Source organism: Arthrobacter sp. ISL-28 (assembly GCF_018613875.1).
Classification (GTDB): domain Bacteria; phylum Actinomycetota; class Actinomycetes; order Actinomycetales; family Micrococcaceae; genus Arthrobacter.
In genome coordinates this window covers 96,347-113,888 of record NZ_JAGGPJ010000015.1, presented here as the reverse complement: position 1 = coordinate 113,888, position 17,542 = coordinate 96,347, and the positions used below count along the sequence as shown (strand labels likewise).

Here is a 17,542-nt window from a genome sequence, read left to right as displayed (position 1 = left end):
TACTGGCATGCCTATCATCCCGGATGAAAAAGACTGGACCTGGGTCCTTTCCCGCCCGTGCAGCGAATGCGGCTTTGATGCTTCAACCGTCACGCCTTCCACCGTGCCTGGCAGTGTCGAGAACATGCTCCCGCGCTGGCGGGCGGTCCTGCGCCGCCCGGACGCCGCAGAGCGTCCCAACGACAGCACCTGGTCGGCGCTCGAATATGCCTGCCACGTCCGCGACGTCTTCAACCTCTTTGACCGGCGGCTGAACCTGATGCTCACCGATGACAACGCACAGTTCGAGAACTGGGACCAGGACCGCACGGCCGTGGAGAACAACTACGCCGGGTCAGACCCCGCCGTGGTGAGCGCCGAGCTGACGGCCGAGGGCGAACAGGTGGCTTCATCCTTTGCCCGGGTCAAGGAGTCCCAATGGGGCAGGACCGGGCTCCGCAGCAACGGATCGGAATTCACGGTGCTGACCCTCGCGCAGTATTTCCTGCACGACGTCACCCACCACCTGGTGGACGTGGACGGCTAAGCTCCAGGAGAGTCCCCTGATCAGAGGGACTTGTCCCAGGCCAGGCTCCTGTTGACCGCTTTGTAGCCCATCTTGAGGTACAGCGCTAGTGCTCCTGTGGGATTTTCGGAATCGACGTCAAGTGTGGAAAGTCGACGGTGCAGCGGCAGGGGCCTCGGATTGCGTCATGGAACAGGCTAATGGGCGGACAGTGCCGGCGCCATCACCTGCTGTGCCGGGGAATCCCCGTTCTGGCGGAGGGCCAGGAGCGCATCCTCGGAGCTGATGTCTGCGGGGTTGTGCGTCACCAGGACCACCGTCCGGGACCGGAGGCCCGCACGAAGGTCGGCCATCAGCACGCGGCCGGATTCGGCGTCGAGGTGGGCGGTGGGCTCATCCAGCAGGATCACCTCAGCTTTCGTCATCAGGGTGCGCGCCACGGCAAGCCGCTGCCTTTCGCCGCCGCTGAGAAACGCGCCGCCGGGACCGAGCCTGGTGTCCAGCCCGTCTTCGAGCCGCTCCAGCAGGGGCTCCAGGCCCACGGCCGAGAGGGCCTCCCGCATGTCACGTTCGGCGTCCGCAGCCACCGAAGCCTGCTTTTCCGGGCGCCCCAGCAGCAGATTGCCCCTGATGGTGGAGTCGAAGAGGTGTGCCTCCTGCGGACACCACGCGGCAGCTCCCGTGACCGCGATGCTTCCTTTCCGAGGCGGCAGGAAACCAAGCATGACCGCGAGCAGGGTTGATTTCCCGGCCCCCGAGGGGCCAGTGACGGCCAACCAACGGCCCGGTTCCGCCACTGCGGACAGGCCGCTGAAGACGTCCGCACCCCCGGGCCAGGCAGCCGTCAGCCCCCTCAATTCGACGCCCGGACGGTCGCCGTCCCGCGGGTTCGGCCGGACCACTGCTTCCGTGTCCCGTCCGTCGGCGCCGAGGACACCGGATTCGCCGATCCGGCGCAGCACGGAACGCAGTGCCGGAAACTGGCGTACCGCCGTCGTCATGGCGGCAAACGGCTCCACCAGCGCCAGTTGCATCAGGACTACGACGGCGGCCGTCGGGGCAGCGACCATGCCTGACAGGACCTGCGGTGCTGCAAGCACGGCGCTGGCCAGCGCCGAGGCACTGCAGGCGGCGACGGTAATCGCCTGGCCGAGTCCCTCAGCCCATGCCGAACGCTGGGAGGCCCGGGTTGCTGCACGGTCCTCCGCCCGGATGCGGTGCAGGACCGGAGACGCGGCACCGTTAGCGTGGAGTTCCGCCCGGGCATCGATGGCCGCGGCGACGCGGCGCAGGACCCCCGACCGCAGCCGCTGCTCCGTGGCGGCCGACATCCGGTCCGCAAGCAGTGCCGCCGCGGGTGCCGCGGCCAGGCTCATGGCCGCGGAAGCCAGGACCGCCGGCAAGGCGGCAGGCACCAGCCAGGCGGATGTACCGGCGGCGGCCAGGGCCACAGCCACCGCTACGATCGGCGGCAGCACCACCCTGGGCAGGAGGTCCCGGACAGTGTCGACGTCGTCGATCACGGCTCCCAGGACGTTGCCGCCCTGGAGCAGACGCCTGAGCGACAGTGCCCGCTGGCTCAGCGACTGCCAGAGCCGGCCGCGCAGCATAGTCAGCGATGCGAAGACCGCTTCATGGAGCACCAGCCGTTCACAGTAGCGCAGGACTGCCCGGCCGATGCCAAAGAACCGAACGCCCACGATGGCCGTGAGCAGGTACATGATAGGGGGCTGTTCGCTGGCCCGCAGGATGAGCCAGCCGGAGAGCCCGGAGAGCCCAATCGCGAACAGGGATGCAAGGGTTCCCACGATCCCGGCACCGGCGAACCTGGCCCGCACCGGGGCGAGAAGCCTGCCCAGCAGCGCGGCCGCGGCCGGCAGGTCAGCCGCAGGCAGGTCAGCCGCAGGCGAGGGCTGGACTGGCTGCTCTGTTTCAACGATGTGTGCGGCTTGGACGCTTTCGCTGCGATCGCGGGCTCCGGGGTTCACCCGACCTGCCGCGTCGGCGGCCACGGCGGTTCCGGCCTGGGCAGCGACGCTGCCGGAGCCGGCTGAGCCGTGCCCGGGTGCTGCGAGCGGAACCAGCTGATCGGCAAGTTCGCGGGTCTGCCGGTTATGGGCCACAAGGATCACCGTAGCCCTGCCGCGAAGGTCCCGGATGGCGTCCTGGACGATGTTGGAGGACACCCGGTCGAGGTGGGCGGTAGGTTCGTCGAGCAGCAGCACGGTGGAGCCCGCTTCGACGCGGGCGAGACCGCGGGCCAGTGCGACGCGGCGCAGCTCGCCGGGACTCAGTTCCGCTTGGTGCTTCCCTGCCAGGTGCGCTGCCCCGGCCGCCGCGAGGCACCGCAGGACTGCGCCGGCCAGGTGATCGTTGGCCGCCGGGGAGTTTTCCGCCGGGGAGTTTTCCGCTGTGGAGTATCCCGCTGGTGCACCGTCAGCGGTGGCGCCGGTTCCTGCCGGGGCGCCCGCTGTGAGGTACAGCAGGATCTCCTCCCGCACCGTGTCTGCGACCATGACAGGATGCTGGGGCACCCAGGCCACATCCGCCGGGGAGAAGCCGCTCACGGTACCGGCAACCACAGTGCCGCCGCCGGACCCAATGGTTCCGGCGAGCACGCCGAGGACCGAGCTCTTGCCCGCCCCGCTGGGCCCGTCGAGTGCGGTAATCCGGCCAGCCGCCGCGGTGAAGTTGAGGGGGCCGACGGCGGCGCCCTGCCGCCCGGCGTAGCTGACTGTGAGTTCCTTGACGGTCAGGTCGTGTGGCCCGCGCACTTCTGCCACCTGGCCAGAGGGAGTGGGCGATGCCGCCAGCGGCCCGGATGCGGGTGACACGGGGGCCGGCTCAACTTTGAGGCGTTGCTGCTCCGGTGCGTCAAGCACCGCCGTGGTTTCTGCGAGCGCTGCGCGGCCGTCGTCGCTCGCGTGGTGCGCCGTTCCCAGCTCGCGGAGCGGAAGATAGCAATCGGGTGCCAGGACCAGCGCGAGGAGGCCTGCCTCCAGTGCCATATCGCCGTGGACGAGCCGCACGCCGATAAATACGGCGACCACGGCCACCGAGATCGTCGCGATCAGCTCGAGCGCCAGGGCCGAGAGGAACGCGGTCCTGAGGGTTGCCATGGTGCGGAACCGGTACTCTTCGGAGATGTCCTCCAGAGCGCGGTGCTGGGCGGAGGCCCGGCCCAGCCCCACCAGTACGGGAAGGCCCTTGGCGAGTTCCAGCATGTGCCCGGACAGCCGGGACAGCGCAGCCTGCGCGTCCTCCACCCTGTCTTCGGTGTAGCGGCCGATCAGCACCATGAACAGCGGAACGAGTGGCACGGTCAGCACAATGACCACCGCGCTGACCCAGTCCGCGAAGAGGATACGGGCGCCGAGCAGCAGCGGGATGGCGGCGCAATTGACCAGGGCGGGAAGGAACTGGGTGTAGTAGCTGTCCAGGGCATCGAGGCCTCGCGTCGCAAGCACCGCCAGGCCGCCGTCGGCGGGCCCCGAGGAGCGGACGCCGTTGCGCAGGGCGTTCTCCAGGAGCTGCGAGCGCAGCTCCTCCTTGACGCCAAGGGCTGCCCGGCGGGAAGCGACGCCCTGCGCCCAGACCGTGGCTGACCGGAGGACCGCGCCGGCCATTCCCCAGCCCAGCTGGTCGCCCCATCCGGGATCCTGCAGCATGAGCCCGGCAAGGACTGAAGCGACGGCCTGGCCCATGAGCACCAGCGCGAGGGCCTTTAGCGCCGCGAGCAGGCCAAGTCCGTAGAGGGCACGCCGCGTTGATGGGCCGGCGGGGAATTGCGGTTTCACAGGACCTCAGTCGTTCCGCGTGAACGCCTTGGCGGCGATCGCCGGCAGGAAGCTGTGGGCCTCCGGAATGTGCGCGGCGCTGACCCGGCGCCGGAATATCCAGTAAGTCCATGCCTGGTAGGCGATGACCAGCGGCAGTCCGACGCAGGCCACGATGCTCATGAGGCCCAGGGTGTAGTCAGATGATGAGGCGTTGGAGACGGTGAGGTTGAAGGCGGGATCAATGGTGGAGGGAAGGACCACCGGGAACACTGCCCCGAAGATCGAGATTGCTCCGCACAGCAGGAGCACGCCGACGGCCAGAAAAGCCCGGCCTTCGTTGCCCTTCCGGCCTTGGAGCCAGGCGGCGGCTGCGGCAACCCCGGCGGCGGCGAGAAGAATCACCGTCCAAGCTTCCCCGCTGAGGAGCTGGACGCTGGCGGCCCAGCCGGCCATGGGAAGGAGCAGGACGGGAAGCAGCCGCACAAACCAGCGCCGGGCCCGGTGGCGGACATCGCCGTCGGTCTTCAGTGCCAGGAACGCCAGCGCGTGCAGCAGTGCGAAACCTGCCACGGCGAAGCCGCCGAGCAGAGCATACCCGCTGAACCAGGAGAATGGTCCGCCGTCCCGGTCGCCGTTGGCATCCAGTGGCAGACCGGTGGTAGTGAGGGCCAGAGCTGCGCCCACGCCGAAGGCAGCGACGAAGGAGCCGACGGCGATCGCCCAGTCCCAGGTGTTCCGCCAACGGTCAGTGTCCACCTTGCCCCGGTATTCAAAGGCCACTGCCCGGAAGATGAGGGCCACCAGAACGAGGAGGAGCGGCAGGTACAGGGCCGAGAACAGGGACGCGTACCAGAGCGGGAAGGCCGCGAACGTGGCGCCGGCAGCGGTCAGGAGCCAGACTTCGTTCCCGTCCCACACCGGCCCGATGGTGTTCAGCAGCACCCGGCGCTCGGTGTTGTCCCGGGCAAAGAGTTTCATCAGCATTCCCACGCCCAGGTCGAAGCCCTCGAGGAAGAGGTACCCGGTCCACAGGACGGCGATGGCGATGAACCAGATGGTCGGCAGCAGTTCCATGCTTTGATCCTCAGCTGTTAGTAGGCGAATGCCAGGACGTCGTCGGCTGTTCCGGATTTCCCGGATCCGCCAGGGCCGGGGGTAGCGTCTTCGTTCTCGTCGACCGGGGCGTTGGCCAGTTCGGGCATGGCCGAAACGACGCCGCCGCGGACGTACTTGACGAGGAGTTTCACCTCCACCACCAGGAGCACCGCGTAGATGGCGGTCAGGACGACCAGGGACGTGAGGATCTCTCCGGCGGAGACCCCGGGGGAAACGGCCGCGGCGGTAAACATGAAGACCTGGTCGATGCCGTTAAGGTCGGGATTGGGCGCTACGACGAACGGCTGCCGGCCCATCTCCGTGAAGATCCAGCCCGCGGCGTTCGCACCGAACGGGGCCAGGATGCCCAACACGGCCAGCCGCATCAGCCAGCGGGACTCCGGCACCGTGCCGCTGCGGGTGACCCAGAGGGCCAAGAGTGCAGCCAGCGCCGCCACTCCGCCGAATCCGATCATCATGCGGAACCCCCAGTAAGTGACCTCCATGACCGGAACGTACTGAATTTCCTGGCCGGCCCGCTCGCCATAGATGGGATTGTCCGGCACGTGCGTGCCGTAGTCCGACTTGTACTGCTCGATCAGACTGTTGACCCCCTTGACCTCCGTGGTGAAATCGCCCTTGGCCAGGTAGGAGAGGATGCCGGGGACCTCGATGAGAGCCACAATGTCATCACAGTTCCGGGATCCAACGTTGCCGACGCTGAGGACGGAGAAGCCGGTGCCGTCGTGGCAGGCGGCTTCGGCGGCGGCCATCTTCATGGGCTGCTGTTCAAACATCAGCTTTCCCTGCAGGTCCCCGGTAAGGGCCGTGCCGGCGAAGGAGATCATGGCAACGACGGCACCAATGCGCAGGGAACGGATCCACACGGTGTGGTCGGTGCGGTCCCGGCCCGGAATGTCCGCCGAACCGGCGATGACTTTGCCGTCCGCCCCGACGGTGTCAATGCCGTCACGGCGCCGCCGCCAAAGGTGGTACCACGCGATACCGAGCAGAAAGCCGCCAGCCACGGCAAGCGCTCCGAAGAGAGTGTGCGGCACGGCCACGAGGGCAGTGTTGTTGGTGAAGACGGCCCAGGCGTCGGTCATGACGGGCCTGCCGTCGATCATTTCCACGCCCACGGGGTGCTGCATCCAGCTGTTGGCGACGATGATGAAGTAGGCGGAGAAGAAGGAGCCGATCACTGCGATCCAGAGGCAGGCCAGGTGGACGCCCTTCTTGAGCTGCTTCCAGCCGAAGATCCAGAGCCCCAGGAAGGTGGACTCGACGAAGAAGGCGAGCAGCGCCTCGAGTGCCAGCGGCGCCCCGAAGACGTCACCAACGAAGCGGCTGTATTCGCTCCACGCCATGCCGAACTGGAACTCCTGCACAATGCCGGTGGCCACGCCCATGATGAAGTTGATGAGGAAAAGCTTTCCCCAGAACTTGGTCATGCGCAGGTAGGTCGGGTTGCCCGTGCGGTACCAGATGGTCTGCATCACCGCCACGACAAGGCCGAGGCCGATCGTCAGCGGCACCATCATGAAGTGGTACACGGTGGTGATTCCGAATTGCCAGCGTGCGATTTCCAAGGCTTCCAAGGCGGTCCCTACTGTCGGCTAGGTCTCAAAGCTCTCAAGTGATGTTTTCTACATCGCGTAGAACATCAACTTCTACCGAGTGTAGAACAATGCCCCTGCGCTGTAAACAGCCTGACACTGCCCCAGCCGGGCTGCAATGCCGGGCGACGCGCCGGATGTTCTACCTCACGTAGAAACAAAGGCGGAAACACGCTAGATTTGGAGACGAAGTATTGGAATCAGAGTACGCGGCGGCCAAGCGGCCGCTGCTGGTGCGTTGTCAAAGGATGTACAGATGGCAAGTCTTGGGGAACTGGAACGCGCAGTGATGGATCTGCTCTGGGCTGGCCAGGAAGCAGCCACTGCCAATACATTGCGCGACATGCTGGCGCAGAGCACGGCAGCACACGACGGAGCGGCAGGGCATGTGGGCAAGGATCTGGCGGTCACCACGGTCCTGACAGTGCTCTCGCGGCTCGAAAAGAAAGGCCTGGTGGAACGCGAACGCGGCACCCGGCCACACCGGTATCGTGCAGTCTCCAGCCGTGAGGATCACACCGCCGAGCTCATGCATGAAGTGCTGGGATCGGCTCCGGACCGTGAAGCGGTACTGGCCCGCTTTATTGGTTCCGTGACGGAAGGTGAAGCGGAAACGCTGCGCAAGCTGCTTGGCCACAGCTAGCGGACGATGTTCTGGACCTCATACTTCCTGGCGGTCCTGGCGATAGTACTGGCTTGGCCGGTACCTATCCTCCTTTCCCGCGCCCACTGGCCGGCGCGGGATCCGTTCACAGCCATGCTGCTGTGGCAGGCCATCGGCCTGGCCGGCGGTCTCTCCATGATCGGCGCCATGCTGGTGTACGGCCTGGAGCCGATCGGCGACAACCTGATCGCCGGGCTGCAGGCACTGGCCGGAATGGTGTTCCAGAACGCGCCCACCACAGCCCTCGGTTTCTGGCACCTCTTCGCGCTCTCAGCGGCGGCGCTGCTGACAGCGCATCTGGTCTTCACGCTCCTGCTGACCTATTACAAGATTGAGCGGCAGCGCCGGCGCCACCGTGAACTGCTGGCGCTGCTGGCCTCGCCATCCACGGACGGCACGGGCACCGTGGTGATCAACCACGATTCACCGGTCGCCTACTGCCTGCCGGGTGGTGCGCGGTCCGTCACCGTCCTCTCCGACGGGCTCATGGCAGCCCTCGAGCCGGCCGAACTGCGCGCTGTGCTGATTCACGAGAATGCCCACCTGAACCAGCGCCACCACCTCCTGCTGTGGGCGTTTGCCGCGTGGCGGCAGGCGCTTCCCTGGCTGCCCACGACGCGCCTGGCCCAGGAGGCCGTCAACTCACTGATCGAGATGCTCGCCGATGACGTAGCCCTCAAGACCGAGAGCAAAGCCACACTGATCAAAGCGATCGCGATCGTTGCCAGCGGTTCCGCCGTCCCGCAGTCCGCACCCACCCTGGGCCGGGAAGGTCACGGTGATTCGGGCCTGCAGCTGCCCGAAGGTGCCGGCGGCGCCGAACCGGCGAGCACGACGGCGTCCCGCGTCAGCCGTCTTCTCTCACCGCGCCCACCGCTTCCGGCTGTCCTTCGGGCTGGCGTACTGACCGTGTGCCTCCTGTTGCTGGCCATGCCCACCGCGCTGCTGATAGTTCCCGGCCTGCTCGGCTGAGCCGCACGCCCGGTTGAGCCTCGTCGGTCTGCCGCCGGCGGCCTGGTGCCGGGCCTCGTGCCGCAGGTCTCGCCCGCCTGCTGAGCCGGCTGGCCAGCCGTCAAGCGCCGGCCGTCAGGCGTCGATACGGTCCCGGTCCAGGCTGGCCGCGCCCGCAATGATGAAGTCCTTCCGCGGCGCCACGTCAGAGCCCATCAGCAAGTCAAAGGTGGCTTCCGCGTGCTGGGCGTTTTCGATGTTCACCTTGCGGAGCATCCGGTGCCGGGGATCCATGGTCGTTTCGGCAAGCTGCTCGGCGTCCATCTCTCCCAGGCCCTTGTAGCGCTGGATGGATTCCTTGTACTTCTTGCCTTCCTTGGCAAGGGTGGCCAGGAGCGCGTGCAACTCTGCTTCCGAGTATGTGTAGATCATCTCGTTGGCCTTCTGGCCAGGGTTGATGACTTCCACCCGGTGCAGCGGGGGCACGGCCGCGAACACCCTGCCCTCCTCCACCATCGGACGCATGTAGCGGAAGAACAGCGTGAGCAGCAGGGTGCGGATGTGGGCGCCGTCGACGTCAGCGTCAGTCATCAGGATGACCTTCCCGTAGCGGGCGGCCTCGATCGCGAAGCTGCGTCCCGAACCTGCCCCGACTACCTGGATCAGCGCCGCACATTCGGCGTTGGAGAGCATGTCCCCCACCGAGGCCTTCTGGACGTTCAGGATTTTGCCGCGAATGGGCAGCAGCGCCTGGAAGTCCGAGGACCGGGCCAGTTTCGCTGTGCCAAGGGCGGAGTCACCCTCAACAATGAACAGCTCGGAGCGGGCGACATCGTCCGTCCGGCAGTCCGCCAGCTTGGTGGGCATCGAGGAGGTCTCGAGCGCGGTCTTGCGGCGCTGCGTCTCCTTGTGGACGCGCGCCGAGATGCGCGACTTCATCTCGCTGACGATCTTCTCAAGGAGAAGGGCTGACTGCGCCTTGTCGTTGCGGTTCGCGGAATTGAGCCTGGCCGCGATCTCCCGCTCCACCACCCTTGCCACAATCGCCTTGACGGCCGAGGTGCCCAGGATTTCCTTCGTCTGGCCCTCGAACTGCGGTTCGGCGAGCCTGACGGTCAGGACGGCCGTGAGGCCGGCAAAGATATCGTCTTTCTCGATTTTGTCGTTGCCCGCCTTGAGCTTCCGGGAGTTGGCCTCCACGGCTTTGCGGAACGTCTTGACCAGTGCCTGCTCAAAGCCGGCCTGGTGCGTACCGCCCTTCGGCGTGGAGATGATGTTGACGAAGCTGCGGACGGTGGTGTCATAGCCGATTCCCCAGCGCAGGGCGACGTCCACTTCACAGTCGCGCTCAACTTCGGCGAGCTTGCTGTGCCCCTTGTCGTCCAGCACCGGGACCGTTTCCTTGAACTTTCCGGCTCCGTGGAGCCGCCAGACATCCGTCACGCCCGGGTCAACGGCCAGGAACTCGACGAACTCCGAGATTCCGCCGTCGTGGTGGAACACTTCCTCGTGGGGGCCCTGTTCCCCCGGCGTGCCCGGAAGTTTGCGTTCGTCACGGACGGTCAGTTTCAGGCCGGGAACCAGGAAGGAGGTCTGACGGGCACGCGCGGCCAGTTCTTCATAGGAGAACTTGGCGTCCGGAGTGAAGATCTGCCGGTCTGCCCAGTACCGGATCCGGGTGCCGGTCACCCCCCGCTTCGCCTTGCCGACGACATCCAGCACGGAATCGTCGACGAACGGCGTAAACGTGGCGGCCGGGTCCGGGCGGGTGCCGGAATCCTTGAACCGGCCCGGCTCTCCCCGCCGGAAGGACATCTTGTACGTCTTGCCGCCACGGTCGACTTCGGCGTCGAGCCGCGCTGACAGGGCGTTCACCACCGAGGCGCCCACTCCATGCAGGCCGCCCGATGCAGTGTAGGAGCCGCCGCCGAACTTGCCGCCGGCGTGCAGCTTCGTGAAGACGACTTCCACGCCGGTCAGGCCTGTCTTGGGTTCGACGTCGATCGGGATGCCCCGGCCGTCGTCATGGATCTCCACGGAGTTGTCCGCATGAAGGATGACCTTGATGTCGTGGCCATAGCCGGCCAGTGCCTCATCCACCGAGTTGTCGATGATTTCCCACAGGCAGTGCATGAGTCCCCTGGAATCCGTGGAACCGATGTACATGCCGGGACGCTTGCGGACAGCCTCGAGGCCCTCCAGCACCGAAAGGTGGCGTGCGGTGTAGTCAGAACTCGGTGTCACAGGTGGTGCGCTCCTTCAGCGGCAGGCCGGCTAAGGCTTAAAAAACTCCCTCTAGCCTAGTCGTACGGCCCCTGTTCACCCGCTTTCCACTTCCCCGGTGGCCCCTGGAACCGCCGGTTCGTTACTCAGACGTGATACGCGGACAGCGAAAGTGACACATCCTTGCCATGGTTTGGTTCCGAATGCTGGTTATATAGATGTACAGATCTACTAAGGAGGCCGACATGACAACAGCAGTTGCCGACCGCACACTCACCGCAGCTGACCGGTGCGACCGTTGCGGTGCACAGGCATACGTCCGGGTTGTACTCGAGTCCTCCGGCGGTGAGCTGCTTTTCTGCGCTCACCATTCACGTGCCGTCGAAGCGACGCTCAGGCCGCTGAGCTCGGACTGGCACGACGAGACGGGCCGGCTTCACGAGAAGGAACCGGTCCCGGTCGACTAGACCAAGCACCTGAAAAGCGCAAAGTAAAAGCCAGGGTTCCCGGCAAGGGGCCCTGGCTTTTTACTGCCTGAACGGCTTCTACTGCCCTGAACGGCTTCTACTGCTGAACGGCTTCTACTGACCGGAATGCCGGCAAGGAGCGTGAACTCCCTGCCACTCCCAACGTACAGCGCACAGGGTGGCTTGTGGCAAGACCCCCGGTGAGCCTCAGAATCGAGTACAGGACCTGCGGACATGGGAGTGGCGAATGAAGGAGCATGCGGTAGTGATCGTCGGCGGAGGGCCCGCAGGGCTCATGCTGGCGGGCGAGCTGGCGTTGGCGCACGTCGACGCGGTCATCGTCGAGCGGCGCAGCAACCAGGACCTTGCCGGTTCGCGCGCAGGCGGTCTGCATTCGCGCACCATTGAGGTTTTCGACCAGCGTGGAATCGCGGATCGGTTCCTCTCGGAAGGAACGCCGGCTCAGGTCGCGGGGTTCGCCAGCATCCCCCTGGACATCAGCGACTTTCCCACTCGGCACTCTTACGGACTCGGGCTGTGGCAGAACCACATCGAGCGCATCCTTGCCGGTTGGGTCCGCGAGCTGGGCGTTCCGATCTATTACGGTCATGAGGTGACCGGCTTCAAGCAGGACGAAACCGGCGTCGATGTCGAACTGTCAGACGGCCAGCCGCTGCGGGCGCAATATCTCGCCGGGTGCGACGGAGGCCGAAGCCTGGTCCGCAAGGCGGCCGGCATCGGCTTTCCCGGCTGGGATCCGACGACCAGCAGCCTCATTGCCGAGGTCGAGATGGCCGAGGAGCCGGAATTGGGCATCCACCGCAGTGCTGTTGGCGTCTATGCCTTCGGCAGGAGGGAGTACGAGATCCGCGACGGCGAAGTGGTCTACTTGGATAGCGGGCCAATAGGTGTCATGGTGACGGAAGAGCACGTCGGGTCCGCGGGTGAACCCACCTTGCGTGACCTCAGCGAAGCTCTCATCGCCGCATGCGGGACCGATTACGGGATCCACAGCCCCACCTGGCTCTCCAGGTTCACCGACATGACCCGGCAGGCCGAGGCCTACCGGGACAGACGGGTCCTGCTGGCCGGCGACGCCGCGCACGTGCACTACCCGGTCGGCGGGCAGGGACTCAACACCGGCGTGCAGGATGCGGTGAATCTGGGATGGAAGCTGGCCCAGGTGGTCAACGAGACAGCCCCGGAAAATCTCCTCAACAGCTACCATGCCGAGCGCCACCCGGTCGCTGCCCGCGTGCTGCGCAACACGATGGCGCAAGTCGCTCTTGGCCGACCCGACGAGCGCATCAAGGCCCTGGGCGACACCGTCTCCGAGTTGCTGGGGATGGACGAACCACGCAGGCGATTCGCGGCAATGATGTCCGGCTTGGACATCCACTACGACCTCGGTGAGGGACACCCGCTGCTCGGACGTCGGATGCCCGATCTCGACCTGGTCACCGCCGACGGTCCGCTTCGGGTCTTCACCCTGCTGCATCATGCCCGGGCGGTGCTGCTCAACCTCGGCGAGCCCGGCGGGATGGACATCACCCCATGGGCAGATCGGGTTGAGTTGATCGACGCCAAATACGTCGGCAGGTGGGACCTTCCGGCGCTCGGGGCAGTCGCTGCTCCCGCCGCCGTGCTGATTCGACCCGACGGGCATGTGGCCTGGGTGGGAGACGGGACCCAAGTGGGGCTCAAGGACGCGCTGACCGCCTGGTTTGGACCGTGATGAATGCCCTGAAACCACTGGTAAAGCCAGGGCCGCCACCGGTGTGTCCGGTGGCGGCCCTGGCTTTTGTCCTCACACGACGTTCTTAGTCCAGGTAGTCCCGCAGGACCTGGGACCGTGACGGGTGCCGCAGCTTGGACATGGTCTTGGATTCGATCTGGCGGATGCGCTCACGCGTGACACCGTAGACCTTGCCGATTTCGTCTAAAGTCTTCGGCTGGCCGTCCGTGAGGCCAAAGCGCATGGCGACCACGCCGGCTTCGCGCTCGGACAGCGTATCCAGCACGGAGTGGAGCTGTTCCTGCAGCAGCGTGAAGCTCACGGCATCGGCCGGAACTACCGCTTCGGAGTCCTCAATGAGGTCGCCGAACTCGGAGTCCCCGTCTTCGCCGAGGGGCGTGTGCAGGGAGATCGGTTCGCGGCCGTACTTCTGGACTTCCACAACCTTTTCAGGGGTCATATCCAGCTCGAGGGCCAGCTCCTCCGGGGTGGGTTCCCGGCCGAGGTCCTGCAGCATCTGGCGCTGCACACGGGCAAGCTTGTTGATGACCTCCACCATGTGCACCGGAATACGGATCGTGCGGGCCTGGTCCGCCATGGCACGCGTGATGGCCTGACGGATCCACCAAGTGGCGTAGGTCGAGAACTTGAAGCCCTTGGTGTAGTCGAACTTCTCGACTGCACGGATGAGTCCCAGGTTTCCTTCCTGGATGAGGTCCAGGAACAGCATGCCGCGGCCGGTGTAGCGCTTGGCCAGGGACACCACGAGGCGGAGGTTCGCCTCGAGGAGGTGGTTCTTGGCGCGCTTGCCGTCATGGATGATGAATTCGAGCTCACGCTTGTACTTCGGGTCCATGGAGCCGTCGTCGGCGTTGATCTTCTCTTCAGCGAACAGGCCGGCCTCGATCCGGAGCGCGAGGTCAACCTCCTGTTCGGCGTTGAGCAGTGCGACCTTGCCGATCTGCTTCAGGTAGTCCTTGACGGGGTCGGCGGTGGCGCCTGCCGACATGACCTGCTGGACAGGGGCGTCGTCGTCGTCAGCATCGGAGTACACGAATCCCGAACCTGTGGGCGCAGCGGCAATCTTGCCGGCCTCGTCGCCTTCTTCAATGAGGTCGGCAGGATCAGGCGATACGTCTTCGAGATCCTCTTCGACTTCCACATCGACGTCGTCGTCCGACGTCGAGCGGCTTCCGGCAGCTTCAGCTGCGGCCTTGGCACCGGGCTTGGGGCCGCGCTTCTTCGGTTCGGGCTTGGCGGCGGCAGACGTGACGTCACCGCCAGCGGCATCCTTGACGGACTTATTGGCGGCACGGGTGGCTGCACGCTTGGCGCTGGTTGCCGCCTTCTTGTCCTCGGCAGACACATCGGCCTGGGCGGCGGGTTCCTTCTTCTCGGAAGACGGGGTCACAGAAAACCTTTCTAGCGGCGGTCTGTGGAATCACCATACGGGCAACACCACTATGACCCTGTCAAGTCCGTGATTGACATCATGTGCAACCACGGCCGACAGAGCCATTAACTAGAACTGCCGGGGTGGCCGCAATGTTCCCGTTTCCGGTCCCACTGCAAGCACTGATTCACGGACCCAACCGGGTCTCGGCAACCATTGTCTCATGTTTTTGCCAGTCAGGAGCCGACGGGACCGTAATGGAACGGCGCCGTCGTAGGACGCCGGCGTAGGTGGGGCAGTGAGTGTCGAGGAGTCAGCTGGCGCCTTCCGCCGGAACGACGGCGAGGTCAATAAGGCTAGGCGGCGTCCGTTCCGAATTTCTGCCAGGCCGCCTCCCGCCGCGCCGCCCAGCCGCAGATGGTTCCACGGCGCACTACTTCGGAAAGCAATTCCGCCAACCGGTAGCCAGGGGTTGCCGCCAGCGCCCGGTCAAGCGAGGCGTGTGCGAAGGAGCCCCTCCCCCGGCACCATTCGATCCAACCTTTGGCTGTCCACGCCGCTGCCTGCGCTTCCCCCGGACCGCCGGACACGAGCAGCAACATCACCTCTTCAAGGCTCTTCATCCGGTTCCAGTCCGGCAGCTCCGGTCGCAGGCCCAGGAGGACCTCGCCATAGCCGGGAATGGGTGCGGGCGCGGACTCCCCAGAGGGCACCGCATCCGCCGGGACTGTCGCACCATCGGTGCCCGGGACCGCGGAAGCCGAACTTGCCGGTTCCGCGGGCGCAGGCCCTGCTGAGGTCCCGGGCCGTCCCTCAAGCGACGGACCGGTCGCCTGAAGCCCCGGCCGGGGCGAGAAGATGCCGAACTGCTCGGCACCGGCCACCGCCGCCGGCCTCCCGGCAGCCGCCATGACGAGGACAGCGTCCCGCCACGATGGAACGCCCAGCGTGGCGCGCAGGAAACCGGCAAGCTCGTGTGGCAGTTCGCGGCGGGGCTCAGCGTTCATGGCCAGCTCCCAGGTATCCAGCACGCGGTCGAACTGCGGCCTGCTGGCGCGTCTGGCATGGAGCTGATCCGCCCAGCGCCGCTCCGCCGCCACCACTTCTGGTTTTTCTTCCGGCCCCCGGCCGTCGAAGGATAGGGCTCCGGGTGGCTCCCCGACACTGCTGCCGAGATAGACCATCTCCGCGTTGAGACGGCTGTCCCGAATCTCGGCCACCGACCGGCCGGGCAGGGGGCAGCAGCCGGTATCGGTGCAGTAGACGTTCCGCCAGTACTCGTCGCCCACGTACCAGGCGTCCCGGACCGGCATTCCGGCCAGTCCCAGAGCGGACTCAAGATCAGCCAGCAAATCCCTGCTGATGTGGGGACCGGCAGGCTCCGACCAGCCGTCGTTCGTGAAGAACATCAGCAGGGTGCCGTTGGCGTCGGTGTCGGCAAGGAGGTAGTCAGCCACGGTGCGGGCGAACTCCTCCCGCCGGCGTCTTGTTGCAGGGCCCTCCGGCAGGTCGACCCGGAGTGTGGCCCCGAGCCGCTTGCCCTGCATGGTCATGGCCACGAGGCTGCGGGACGGCCAGTAGCCCAGAGTGTGCGGAATGTATCCGAGGATGTCTTCAGGGCCGTTGATTGTCAGGTGCGCTGATGCTTTCATGCACCCAGTTTTGGCGAGTCCCGCACCGCTGGGCAGGCCCGATCTGATCCATGTGGACAACGCCGCCACTTTGGTCCTGTTGAGGAGAGGTGCAGAGCTAGCCGCGGGACGCGGACTTCTTCCGCCGGGCATTCCGCGCCCTGCGTTGCTCGGCCATCGCCTGGAACAGCGGCGGAACCACCACTCCCTGGGCTGCCATTTGCCGGCGCACTTTGCGCCGGACTACCAGCATGGCGGCGGACCCGGTTCCCAGGATCAGGAAGTGCACGCACAGGGCCAGGCGGAAGGGATCGAGGCCGTAGAGCACCCCGTTGGAGAACCCGGTGGAATAGAGGATGTCGAGGACGGCGCCAATCAGGTAGATGGCGATGAGCGCTGCGAAGAAGCCGCCGACGTTCACTATGCCCGTGGCGGTGCCAATCCGGTGTGCCGGGTTGAAGGTGCGGGCGAAATCGAAGCCGATCATGGAGCCGGGACCTCCAATGGCCAGCACCACCACAAGCACGGCCAGCAGCCACAGCGGAGAGCGGCCCGGATAGAGGAGCACGGCCGCCCAGGCCACAGCCGTGGCGGCGACAAGGAGGAGAACCATGGTTGAACGCCGGAGGGGATGCCGTGAAACAAACCGCCCGATCAGGGGTCCTGCACCGATGGCCCCGGCCACGTAGAGGGACATGAGCGAAGCCACGGTCCCTGAAGCCAGGCCCTGCGCTGAAATGAGGAAGGGGTATCCCCACGTCATGGCGAACACGGTGCCGCTGAACTGGATGGTGAAGTGGCTCCACATGCCAAGCCGCGTGCCCGGCTGCTTCCAGGCACGGGACAGCGAAACACCGGTGGCGCGCAGGCCCTTTGTTGACTCCTGCCGGGGAGTGCCGGGCGGCACGTCCTGCAGCAGCAGGACCACCAGGACGACCGCGACACCGGACAGTCCCGCCAGCGACAGGAAGGCAGGGCTCCAGCCGGCGGCATGGAGAACGAAGGCGAACGGCACCACGCTCAGCAGCTGCCCGAGCTGCCCGGACATTCCCGTGAGCTGGGTCAGCAGCGGCACGCGGGCAGGAGCAAACCAGAGCGGGATCAGCCGGATGACCGAGATGAAGGTCATGGCATCCCCGGCGCCCACCAGTACCCGCCCGAGCACGCCGGCCGGGACACTTTCAGCGAAGGCGAGCTGGAGCTGGCCCAGCCCCATGAGCAGGGCGCCGCCGGCAATCATGGCCCGGGACCCGAACCTGTCCACCAGCACACCCACGGGGATCTGGAGTCCGGCGTAAACGAGGAGCTGCAGCACCGTGAAAAATGAAATGGCCGAAGCGCTGGCGTGGAACCGCTCCGTCGCTTCGAGACCGACCACACCAAAGGACGTACGCTGGGTCACAGCCACCAGGTACGAGAAAATGCCAATGGACCAAATGAGCCAGGCGCGGGGTGCAGTCACCTTTTTATTATGCCCGCAGCC

General features: G+C 66.0%; 12 protein-coding genes. 5 read left to right on the top strand and 7 right to left on the bottom strand.

Annotated features, from left to right (window positions below; all coding sequences use genetic code 11):
* The first annotated feature begins 7 nt into the window (after positions 1–7).
* Entirely contained in the window at positions 8–526 is a 519-nt protein-coding gene (locus tag J7E80_RS12090) for a DinB family protein (protein WP_215051838.1), read from the top strand.
* Between the two features lie 176 nt (positions 527–702).
* Here the strand turns inward: J7E80_RS12090 and cydD are convergent, their stop codons facing one another.
* The 3 genes from cydD to J7E80_RS12075 are packed head-to-tail and all read right to left on the bottom strand — an operon-like array spanning position 703 to position 6,977.
* Entirely contained in the window at positions 703–4,302 is a 3,600-nt protein-coding gene (cydD, locus tag J7E80_RS12085; RefSeq protein ID WP_215051836.1) for a thiol reductant ABC exporter subunit CydD, read from the bottom strand.
* Positions 4,303–4,308: 6 nt separating this feature from the next.
* Positions 4,309–5,358, bottom strand: a complete 1,050-nt coding sequence (gene cydB / locus J7E80_RS12080; protein WP_215051835.1) for a cytochrome d ubiquinol oxidase subunit II — start codon at positions 5,356–5,358, stop codon at positions 4,309–4,311.
* A gap of 17 nt (positions 5,359–5,375) precedes the next feature.
* Positions 5,376–6,977 carry a cytochrome ubiquinol oxidase subunit I gene (locus J7E80_RS12075; RefSeq protein WP_215051833.1) on the bottom strand — a complete coding sequence of 534 codons (1,602 nt, stop codon included), beginning with the start codon at positions 6,975–6,977 and terminating at the stop codon, positions 5,376–5,378.
* A 274-nt stretch (positions 6,978–7,251) separates the two neighbouring features.
* On the opposite strand from J7E80_RS12075, the gene J7E80_RS12070 reads away from it, so the two are divergent.
* A complete protein-coding gene (locus tag J7E80_RS12070; protein WP_215051831.1) occupies positions 7,252–7,638 on the top strand; it encodes a BlaI/MecI/CopY family transcriptional regulator in 387 nt (128 codons plus the stop codon).
* Between the two features lie 6 nt (positions 7,639–7,644).
* Entirely contained in the window at positions 7,645–8,631 is a 987-nt protein-coding gene (locus J7E80_RS12065; protein ID WP_215051829.1) for a M56 family metallopeptidase, read from the top strand.
* 114 nt (positions 8,632–8,745) lie between these two features.
* Here J7E80_RS12065 and J7E80_RS12060 read toward each other — a convergent pair whose 3' ends face one another.
* The gene (locus J7E80_RS12060; RefSeq protein ID WP_215051828.1) at positions 8,746–10,854 is read right to left on the bottom strand and encodes a type IIA DNA topoisomerase subunit B; all 2,109 of its coding nucleotides are present in this window, start codon (positions 10,852–10,854) and stop codon (positions 8,746–8,748) included.
* Positions 10,855–11,078: 224 nt separating this feature from the next.
* Between J7E80_RS12060 and J7E80_RS12055 the strand changes: the two genes are divergently transcribed.
* Both J7E80_RS12055 and J7E80_RS12050 read left to right on the top strand, forming a co-directional pair.
* Positions 11,079–11,300 (top strand): hypothetical protein, encoded by a 222-nt coding sequence (locus J7E80_RS12055; protein WP_215051826.1) that lies wholly within the window; start codon positions 11,079–11,081, stop codon positions 11,298–11,300.
* Between the two features lie 247 nt (positions 11,301–11,547).
* The gene (locus J7E80_RS12050; protein WP_215051824.1) at positions 11,548–13,035 is read left to right on the top strand and encodes an FAD-dependent monooxygenase; all 1,488 of its coding nucleotides are present in this window, start codon (positions 11,548–11,550) and stop codon (positions 13,033–13,035) included.
* Positions 13,036–13,120: 85 nt separating this feature from the next.
* Here the strand turns inward: J7E80_RS12050 and J7E80_RS12045 are convergent, their stop codons facing one another.
* The 3 genes from J7E80_RS12045 to J7E80_RS12035 all read right to left on the bottom strand — a co-directional run bounded on the left by J7E80_RS12045 (position 13,121) and on the right by J7E80_RS12035 (position 17,521).
* Positions 13,121–14,446 (bottom strand): RNA polymerase sigma factor, encoded by a 1,326-nt coding sequence (locus J7E80_RS12045; protein WP_215051823.1) that lies wholly within the window; start codon positions 14,444–14,446, stop codon positions 13,121–13,123.
* Positions 14,447–14,784: 338 nt separating this feature from the next.
* Positions 14,785–16,080 (bottom strand): DUF4192 domain-containing protein, encoded by a 1,296-nt coding sequence (locus tag J7E80_RS12040; protein WP_215051821.1) that lies wholly within the window; start codon positions 16,078–16,080, stop codon positions 14,785–14,787.
* Positions 16,081–16,177: 97 nt separating this feature from the next.
* Complete coding sequence (locus tag J7E80_RS12035; protein WP_215051819.1) at positions 16,178–17,521, bottom strand: nitrate/nitrite transporter; 1,344 nt, start codon at positions 17,519–17,521, stop codon at positions 16,178–16,180.
* Between the last annotated feature and the right edge of the window lie 21 nt (positions 17,522–17,542).